This is a genomic window from Rectinema subterraneum, assembly GCA_009768935.1.
Taxonomy (GTDB): domain Bacteria; phylum Spirochaetota; class Spirochaetia; order Treponematales; family Rectinemataceae; genus Rectinema; species Rectinema subterraneum.
Window position 1 is genome coordinate 1 of record WESA01000092.1, and the last position, 4,437, is coordinate 4,437.

5 protein-coding genes are annotated in these 4,437 nt (G+C 51.3%); all 5 read right to left on the minus strand.

Annotated elements, in window-relative coordinates; genetic code table 11:
- Positions 1–161: 161 nt before the first annotated feature.
- Positions 162–461 (minus strand): ATP synthase subunit C, encoded by a 300-nt coding sequence (locus tag GAP13_RS12705; protein WP_158908662.1) that lies wholly within the window; start codon positions 459–461, stop codon positions 162–164.
- 93 nt (positions 462–554) lie between these two features.
- Positions 555–2,585, minus strand: coding sequence for a V-type ATP synthase subunit I (locus GAP13_RS12710; RefSeq protein ID WP_158908663.1), 2,031 nt, complete (start codon positions 2,583–2,585; stop codon positions 555–557).
- The gene (locus GAP13_RS12715) at positions 2,582–3,583 is read right to left on the minus strand and encodes a V0D/AC39 family V-type ATPase subunit (protein WP_158908664.1); all 1,002 of its coding nucleotides are present in this window, start codon (positions 3,581–3,583) and stop codon (positions 2,582–2,584) included. The genes GAP13_RS12710 and GAP13_RS12715 overlap by 4 nt, the downstream gene beginning before the upstream one ends.
- A 1-nt stretch (position 3,584) precedes the next feature.
- Positions 3,585–3,893 carry a hypothetical protein gene (locus GAP13_RS12720; RefSeq protein WP_158908665.1) on the minus strand — a complete coding sequence of 103 codons (309 nt, stop codon included), beginning with the start codon at positions 3,891–3,893 and terminating at the stop codon, positions 3,585–3,587.
- 89 nt (positions 3,894–3,982) lie between these two features.
- Positions 3,983–4,437 (minus strand): PTS sugar transporter subunit IIA (locus GAP13_RS12725; RefSeq protein WP_158908666.1); only part of this gene is annotated, 455 nt, incomplete at its 5' end.

Below are 4,437 nucleotides of genomic sequence, written 5' to 3' on the forward strand. Positions count from 1 at the left end.
ACACCTCGATCGATCGTGCATGTTTTATTCTGCACAATGCTTCTGAATGTGGCGATCGCATCGTCGCGGCTAGTGACCGCTTTGCCCTTCACACCAATCATTCCGAACGCGATGAGGATTTCTTCTTCAGCCAGCACAAAAATTTCAGCCACGACAAACCTTCAAAGAAGGATTATAAGCAGGGCAACCAAAAAGCCCCACAGACAGATGCCTTCCGCAAGGCCGACATAGGGAAGCGCTTTGCCCGACAACTCCGGTTTTTCCGCCATCGCACCCATTGCCGCGGCGCCGATTTTTGCGACAGCAAAGCCGCCCGCAAGCACCGCTGTACTCACCGCAATAGCCGCCCCTATATATTTCGCAGTCTGGGCCGAGGCGGGCACTGCAGCAGTCTGTGTCTGTGCAAATGCCGCTATCGAGGATGCAAACGTCATAACACCAGCCAGCAGTTTCTTCTTCATATCGCAACTCCTTCAAAAATAATGACTACCATATATCAAGCGCCAACCCTGGGCGCCTCTTTTTTTTTTCGGACGCTCCCTGCTGAACGCCTCTCATTCAGAAAAGCTAACAGGCTTGAACGTTTTGCCTGTCCGCGCAAAGAATTTCGAGAAAAATTCGTAGTACTGGAGCCTGATCACCTGAATGGTCACGATAAGGCCCTCAAGCCCGATAATGATCACGTTCCCTATGATATAGACGATGAGCTGGAAAGCCATGCCGCTTGAGGATTTGCCGCGCACCAGTTCGGCCATTGTAAAGACCACAAATGACAATACTGCATGCGCCAGTGCAAACGCCCCGACACGCAAGAAGCTCATCGTATTGGATGCGTAGTACGAAAGCGTTTCGATCAGCTCGACCGCTCCTCCCACGAGCGAATCCATGAGGGAAACCTGTTCTGGCTTTTTGCCTTGCGCTTTGTCGACCAGCGCTTTCAAAGGTTCGGCAAAGAACATTGCAAGAAGCGGAATTCCAAGCCCCACAATGTCAATCCATCCAAGCTTGGCGCCAAGAATGACCCGTACGCCCATGCCGATCGCCCACCAGAATGCGAGCGAGCCTGCAAGCCCGGTCTTCGTGAAAAGTGCTTCTCCATATTCCTTGCGCCGCATGAGATTGATCATGTTTATAACAAGGCCGGTCGAATTGATGATCACGCCAATGCCCACCGTAAATCCGAAAAAGTAGAACATGGAATTGATATTGCCCTGTGGCATGATCTGGAGAAATCTGTCTTTGGGCTGGCCCAAAATGAGCCTTGTGAGTATGCGTTCGAGCGGAACGAGCACTTTGTCATCCGCAAAGAACGAGCCAACCAAAAGCCCCATCACCATCGACCCTACCCCCGCAGCGATGAACGCGAGGGCATACCGCTTGTAACTCGCCAAAAACCCCTTTTTCATCTTGAGCATGGCCAGGCCAAGCCCTGCAATGACCAAACCCTGCCCCAAATCGCCAAACATAATCGCGAACAGCAGGGTAAAGAAAAATGCCACAAGCGGTGTCGGGTCGATATCGCCGTAGAGCGGCGTGCCATACGAAAGCACAATGCCCTGGAATGCCGAGACAAAGACATTATGCTTGAGAAGAACAGGCACTTCTTCGCTCGTGTCCTTTTCGCCTGAGCTTTTTGTTTCATCGGGATTGAATATGCGGATCGACACGCGCTCGCCCAGCATCCCAATGATATCCTTGGCCATGCGATCGATTCTGTCAACAGGCACCCAGCCGGAAAGCCGATAGGTCCATTCTGTTTGCTCAAGCTTGGTCTCGACAAGAATGAGGGCTTGCTTCAGCCTGACCGAAGAGACCATAACCTGCCAGAGACTGCCATATTGTTCTGAAAGCGATTTCTTTTCCTGCAAAAGATTTTCGAGCCTGAGTTTTTCCGCTTGATATGCATGCTCAAGCGCAGACATCGCTTCGGCAGGCACTCCGCTTGCCTCTTTCGGAGGACTTTTCTTTTCGAACCCCGCTTTCGAAAGCTCGGTTTCCAGTGCAAAGCGACCTTTGCGGCTTGCTGCAGCGAGAATTGTGCCCTCGTTGTCAAGAGGAATGATCACCGCGCGCGCACCGAGCGCTTTTTCGAGTGCATCGAGTTTTTCTTTTGCGATATGTCCTATCTGAATCGAGACATATGAAAATTTCTCAAGCTCATCGAAAGGCTGGGACAGCCCCGAAAAGGCTTTCGCTTCATGCAGCGATTCCGCGAGCTGATCGACCTTTGCCTCCTGCTCTGCGATGCGTGTTTTCAGGTCTGCACAGCGTTCATACAGAATATCGAGCTTCGAAAGCATTTCCTCGTCGGGCAGATGAGCATCTTCGATAATATTTTGCGGGACGGGAAGACCAAAAAATGTCCCGATAAAATCCAGCTTGCTCTTGGCATTATCGAGCCGGGATGCGAGCGCTTTTTCTTCATCTGACTCCACGATACCTGCGAGTTTCTCATGCGCGATCCGCTCGATCTCATCAGGATAGATAATCTGAAAGCATTGCTGGCTCCCCAGGTATTTGAGCACTGCATCGATATCGGACTTGAGAAGCAGCAGTTCCACTCTGCGCATACGTACACTGCTCATGCTGTCTCCTCTCCGGGAATCCACAAATATTTTGATTTCTGTTCTGCGGTGACGCCGAGACGCGCACTTTCAAGCACCGCCAGCAGTAGCGATGTCTCGTACTCAAGGAGCTTGAAATAACAATAGACTGGCGTATAGCTGAATGGATGCAAATGAAGCGCCCGCCGCACCATCGTAAACAGCTCTTCCTGCGCGCGAATCTCAAGGACTGGCACATCGAGATGTGCCGATGTCTGATTGGATAGCAATTTCTTGAGCGGCCAGGAATCGAAGCTGTCGAGTCTGTCGATATCGAAATCGAAGGTCTGCAGCGCGAGTGATGTGGTATCGATGCCCTTGATATCCACCAGCATGCTCGTCGCATCTTGCCTGGACATGTTGTAATAGCGCCGGATCCGCAGCGCCCATATCACGTTCTGATAGACAATTTCCCAGCGTACAAGATCCAGGATAGCGCCAAGTTTCGGCTTGGGGATACGCGAGGCAGTGGCCCAGAGATCAAGGTAGTACTGGCGATCCAGTTTGTTCTCAGCCAGCGCTATATTGTCGAGCCAACTGTTATCCAGCCATGCATAGGGGGTGTCCTGGAACATGTCTGCCAAGCGCGGCCATGCGGACAGTGCCTGTTCAATGACAGGAGAAGAGTACGAAATCTCTTCCGGCCTTGGTTCGCCCGAACGCAAGCGGAAGAGCATCGATTTTATAGCAGTAATTTCAAACTTCGAAATGAGCGCATGAATGAATGCGTCGGAATCGGACAGCGGTTTTGCAAGCCTGAGGAACGAGCTGATCGAGCGCTGGATAATCTTGCGCTCTGCTTCGAAAATGAGCTTGGATTCAGGGATGGTCGGCGGCTCTTCGTTGAAATAGAGCTTCCAGAGCGCTGGTATCCCCCCGGGGTTACGCATGAGCTCCCGCCCTGCTTCGCCCAATTGCATTTTCGAGAATGCGCCGCAGACGCGGGCATACAGATAGGCAATCTCGAACGAGTCTGCCATATCATGCTTCCTGTTTCAAAAGGTCCTCGAGCGCTGCAGAAAGTGCAGTCTGGTTTAAAGGAATATTTTTCAGGCTTGCCTTGTAATCTTCGATCTCTTTCTGGGTTTGGGTGCGAAGCGCATCGCGAGAGGCGGCCAGGTCGCTTTCGAATTTCATTCGGGCTTCGGCGAGCTTGTCTTTCAGCAGCGATTCAGACTTGTTTTTCGCATCGAGCAGAATTCTGGAAGCCTTGTCTTCGGCTTCTTTTATTATTGCTGCTGCCTGGCGTTCTATTTCTATCAATTTGTCGATACTGTCGACTGAATCCATGGTACACCCCTTCTCTGTAACATATACAGAAAGGTGCGGTCCCATCGGCCTTTGAAGCAATCACCTGGTGGAATCACACAATAACTTCTCTATAATACGGCACTTGCTTCGAATTCACGAATCAAGGCAAAGACCTGTTCAGGTCTAGCTGCCTTCATGAGGTTGTCAAGCAAGACAGGATCCTGAATTAAAAGTGCAATTTTCCTCAGCGCATCGAGATGCAGCTCTGCCTCGCCGGGAGAAGATATGAGCATGAACACAAGATATACCGGGCTGCCATCCAGCGATTCGTACTCAATGCCCTTTTTCGAGATGCCCAAGACACCATGAAGGCTGTCGATACCTTCGACCGTTGCATGGGGCACCGCCACACCCTTGTAAATACCCGTGGACATCTTCTCTTCTCGTGCCCAGAGCGCATCGAGAACCTGCTCGCGCGGGAATTCTTTGTCTTTCGGGTAGGTCTTTGCTAGAACATCGACCAATTCTTCCAGGAGCTCATCCTTATCTTCGCTCTCCAGTCCGATTTTGATCGACGCTGGCT

Bases quoted from the DNA above. Each gene is read 5' to 3' on its own strand.
- GAP13_RS12715 (WP_158908664.1), bottom strand. From the start codon at position 3,583: ATGGCAGACTCGTTCGAGATTGCCTATCTGTATGCCCGCGTCTGCGGC.
- GAP13_RS12720 (WP_158908665.1), bottom strand. From the start codon at position 3,893: ATGGATTCAGTCGACAGTATCGACAAATTGATAGAAATAGAACGCCAG.
- GAP13_RS12705 (WP_158908662.1), bottom strand. From the start codon at position 461: ATGAAGAAGAAACTGCTGGCTGGTGTTATGACGTTTGCATCCTCGATA.
- GAP13_RS12710 (WP_158908663.1), bottom strand. From the start codon at position 2,585: ATGAGCAGTGTACGTATGCGCAGAGTGGAACTGCTGCTTCTCAAGTCC.